The sequence below is a fragment of the Beijerinckia sp. L45 genome, assembly GCF_009765775.1.
In the GTDB taxonomy this organism is placed as follows: domain Bacteria; phylum Pseudomonadota; class Alphaproteobacteria; order Rhizobiales; family Beijerinckiaceae; genus RH-AL1.
The window spans coordinates 7,649-11,032 of record NZ_LMUU01000150.1 but is presented as its reverse complement, the minus strand read 5'-3'; the positions used below and the strand labels follow the sequence as shown (position 1 = coordinate 11,032).

Sequence of the window (3,384 nt, the reverse complement as noted above, 5' to 3'; positions counted from 1 at the left end):
GCCTGGCCGATCTTGCCGAAGCCGATGATTGCAATACTCATATTCTTTCTCCGATCCGTGTTGAGATTGGTTCCCGGTCTTAACGGCGCCGGGTCGTCCGGTCCGCTGTGTCGCGGCTTTCGCGTCCGCGCCCATCCGTGGGCGCCGCGACAGGCTGGTTCCCGCCGGATCGCGGTTTCCCGCGATCCGGCGCGAATTCAGATGGCCGAGAAGCCACCATCGACCGACAACTCCACCCCATTCACGAAGCTTGAATCGTCGGAAGCCAGGAACAGCGCGACCGACGCGATTTCCTCGGGACGACCCATCGTTCCCCGGGGGATCAGGGATTCGAACATCTGCTTTGCCTCCGCGGTGAGAACCTGATCCTGCATCGGTGTGGCGATCGGGCCCGGGCTCAGCACGTTCACCCGGATATTCCGGCCCTTCAGTTCGTTGAGCCACGTGCGCGCGAATGAGCGCAGCGCCGCCTTGCTCGCCGCATACACGCCGTAGCCGGGAAACCCTTTCACCGAAGCGACGGACCCGGTCATGAAGATCGATCCGCCATCGTTGAACAGCGGCAACGCCTTCTGAACCGCGAACAACGTGCCGCGTGTATTCAGGTTAAAAACCGCATCGAAATGCTGCTCGGAAATCGCGCCCAGCGGCACGGCCTCACCCCAGCCGGCGCTCGCGTACAGGACGTCGATCTTGCCCTTTTCCCGCGCAACCGTGGCGAACAGGCGGTCGAGGTCGTCGAGATTGGCCGCGTCGCCGCGCACGCCGGTCACGTTCCTGCCGATCAGTCTGATGGCCTCGTCGAGTGTCTCCTGCCGCCGTCCCGTGATGAAGACATAGGCGCCCTCTTCGACGAACCGCTTGGCACTCGCCAGCGCCATACCGCTCGATCCGCCCGTGATGACGGCAACCTTACCTTCAAGCTTTCCCATGAACTCTCCTGTCAGGCGCCGTCTTTGGTTATTGGCGAGGCCCCTGAGACCCTCGATTTAGGTCCGCAGGCGTCAGGTGTTGAGTGCGGAATCGCGCACATCGGTGGTGCGAAAACGATCCGGCAGGATGGCTGACACCAGCCGCGCCGATCTTGCGGCCGCCGGACTCGGGCCGCGTTTGCCGGCATCGGCGATGAAGACTCGCGGTACCACCCAGCCAAGATGCCATTCAGCGGCGGCGGACATGAGCCTTGAACAGAGGCATCCCACGGTGCGAGATTGCACCATGATCGACTGGGATGACGTTCGCTACTTTCTGGCCGTCGCGCGCGGCGGCTCGGTGCGCGCCGCCGCCGCGCGCCTCGGGGTGAACCACGCAACCGTGCTGCGACGCATCGCCCAGCTCGAGGATCGCCTCGGGGTGCACATGTTTGAAAAGCTCCCCTCGGGCTACCGCATTACGGCTGCGGGCGAAGAGGTCCTCGAGTTCGCGGACCAGATGGAAGCGTCGTCGCACCTGCTGGAGACGCGCGTCTTCGGGCGCGACCAGGGCGTACGCGGGCTACTGCGGGTGACGCTGCCACCGCCGCTGGCGACACACCTGCTGATGCCGGATTTTTCCGATTTCGCGCGTCTGCATCCGGATATCGAGATGGAAATCCTGTCGTCCGGCGAGCTGGCCAATCTGACCAACCGCGAGGCCGACGTCGCGATCCGCGTCGTCTACGACCGCAAAACCCTGCCGATCAATCTTCACGGCTTGAAGGGACCGGAGCTGTTCGGCGGTGTCTACATGTCCCGCGATCGCCTCGCCGCGTGGCGTGCGGGCGCGCCCGATCCCGTCCGGTGGATCGTCATCAGCAGTCATGGCATTCCGGACTGGGCCAGCGCGGCTGAGGTTCGCGCCACGGGGGTTCCGTTCAGGACCACCGACGCCGAGGCGCAGATCGTTGCCGTTCGGCAAGGGCTCGGGATCACGACCCTGCCGTGCTTTGTCGGCGATGCCGACCCTCTGCTGGCGAGGGTGCCGGGCACCGACCTGCACATCTACGGAACGCTCTGGCTTCTCACGCAGGGGGAAACGCGCAAGACGAAGCGCGTGCGGCTCTTCACCGAGTTCGTATCCCGCAGGCTCGCCGCGCACGCGCCGCTTCTTGCGGGGCTATTGCGGGACTGATGCGCAAGTCCCCGGCGACGTTTCCCGTCGTCCGGTCGGGGCCGAGCTGCGACCGCTTGAAGCGGCGTCGTTCAAGCCGCGAGTGTGGTGCCGTATCGCGACCGGCGCGAGAGCCCATCGTTTCCGTCAGCGCTCTCAGGAGGGCTGCATTGACGGCTTGCCGCAAAGCGTCATCTCGATTGAGGTTCCCGCTTCGGCTTGGTCGACGCGTTCGTTCTGGAGATTGGCCTTGGCGTCAGCCAGATCGTTTGTGCCCACGTCTCAAGGCTTACCGTTTAGGCCGTATCGTAACGTATCGACTTCGCCGGGTTCCATTTAACATAGCGCATCCCTCACCGCACCAGCCGCGCCTCCGGAAACGCGGCACACAAAAACCGGACGAATTCCGCCACCTTCGGGCTGACCAGCCGCCGCGACGTGTGCAGCACCCAGGCCTCGATCTGACGATCGGGGACCATACCCCATTCCACTAGCGTGCCGTCCACGAGATCGCGGCTGACCAGCGAGGCGGCGCCGGCGCCGGCGCGAACCGCGTCGTGGATCACCAGCAACGAGGACAGGCGCAGGCGCGGGGTCAGCGGCGTCGTTCGGGTTTTGCCGTCGGTCGCGCTGATCCAGGTGAGGGTTGTGGCGGCGCGCGCCAGCAGGACGGCGGGCAGGGGTGCCGCATCCTGCCGCCCTGACGGGCGTGATACCGATGGCGCCGCGACCAGCAAGGTCTCGTCGCGCAAAAAGACCCGGCCGACCAGGCCGTGGTCACCTGTAGGGTTGATACGGATGACGACGTCGTAGCGATCCTCGACGAGATCGACGACGCGGTCCTCGGCGACCAGCTCGATCTGCACGTCGGGAAAGGCCGCGCCGAAGCCGGCGACCACTTTGCCCATCGCGATATGCGCCACCAGCACCGGGCAGCTGATACGCAAAAGGCCGCGCGGGCGCGAAAGGCCGGCGGCAACGTCGAGTCCTGCTTCCTCGACCTCCGCCAACGGCCCCAGCGTCCGCGCATGGAGCGTCCCGCCGTCTTCGGTCAGGCGCAGGGTGCGCGAACCGCGTTCGATCAGCCTGAGGCCGAGCGCGTCCTCCAGCTCGCGCACGCGGCGCGACAGCGTCGTCTTGGATTGGCCGGACGCGCGGCTGGCGCGACCGAAGCCGCCATGGGCGGCGACGAGGTTGAAGGCGGTCAGCGCAACGAGATCCACGGCTGTTCCATAATTGGGACGATCGGTATCAAAACTAGCACCTGTCGCGTCTTCCGCGATACGCCTATCTCAA

3 protein-coding genes are annotated in these 3,384 nt (G+C 65.5%); 1 reads left to right on the top strand and 2 read right to left on the bottom strand.

The features are described from left to right. Positions 1-197 precede the first annotated feature (197 nt). Complete coding sequence (locus GSQ79_RS16115) at positions 198-932, bottom strand: SDR family NAD(P)-dependent oxidoreductase (RefSeq protein ID WP_158809708.1); 735 nt, start codon at positions 930-932, stop codon at positions 198-200. 286 nt (positions 933-1,218) lie between these two features. Between GSQ79_RS16115 and GSQ79_RS16110 the strand changes: the two genes are divergently transcribed. Next, positions 1,219-2,109 carry a LysR family transcriptional regulator gene (locus GSQ79_RS16110; protein WP_158809710.1) on the top strand — a complete coding sequence of 297 codons (891 nt, stop codon included), beginning with the start codon at positions 1,219-1,221 and terminating at the stop codon, positions 2,107-2,109. 332 nt (positions 2,110-2,441) lie between these two features. Here the strand turns inward: GSQ79_RS16110 and GSQ79_RS16105 are convergent, their stop codons facing one another. After that, positions 2,442-3,311, bottom strand: coding sequence for a LysR substrate-binding domain-containing protein (locus tag GSQ79_RS16105; RefSeq protein ID WP_158809707.1), 870 nt, complete (start codon positions 3,309-3,311; stop codon positions 2,442-2,444). Between the last annotated feature and the right edge of the window lie 73 nt (positions 3,312-3,384).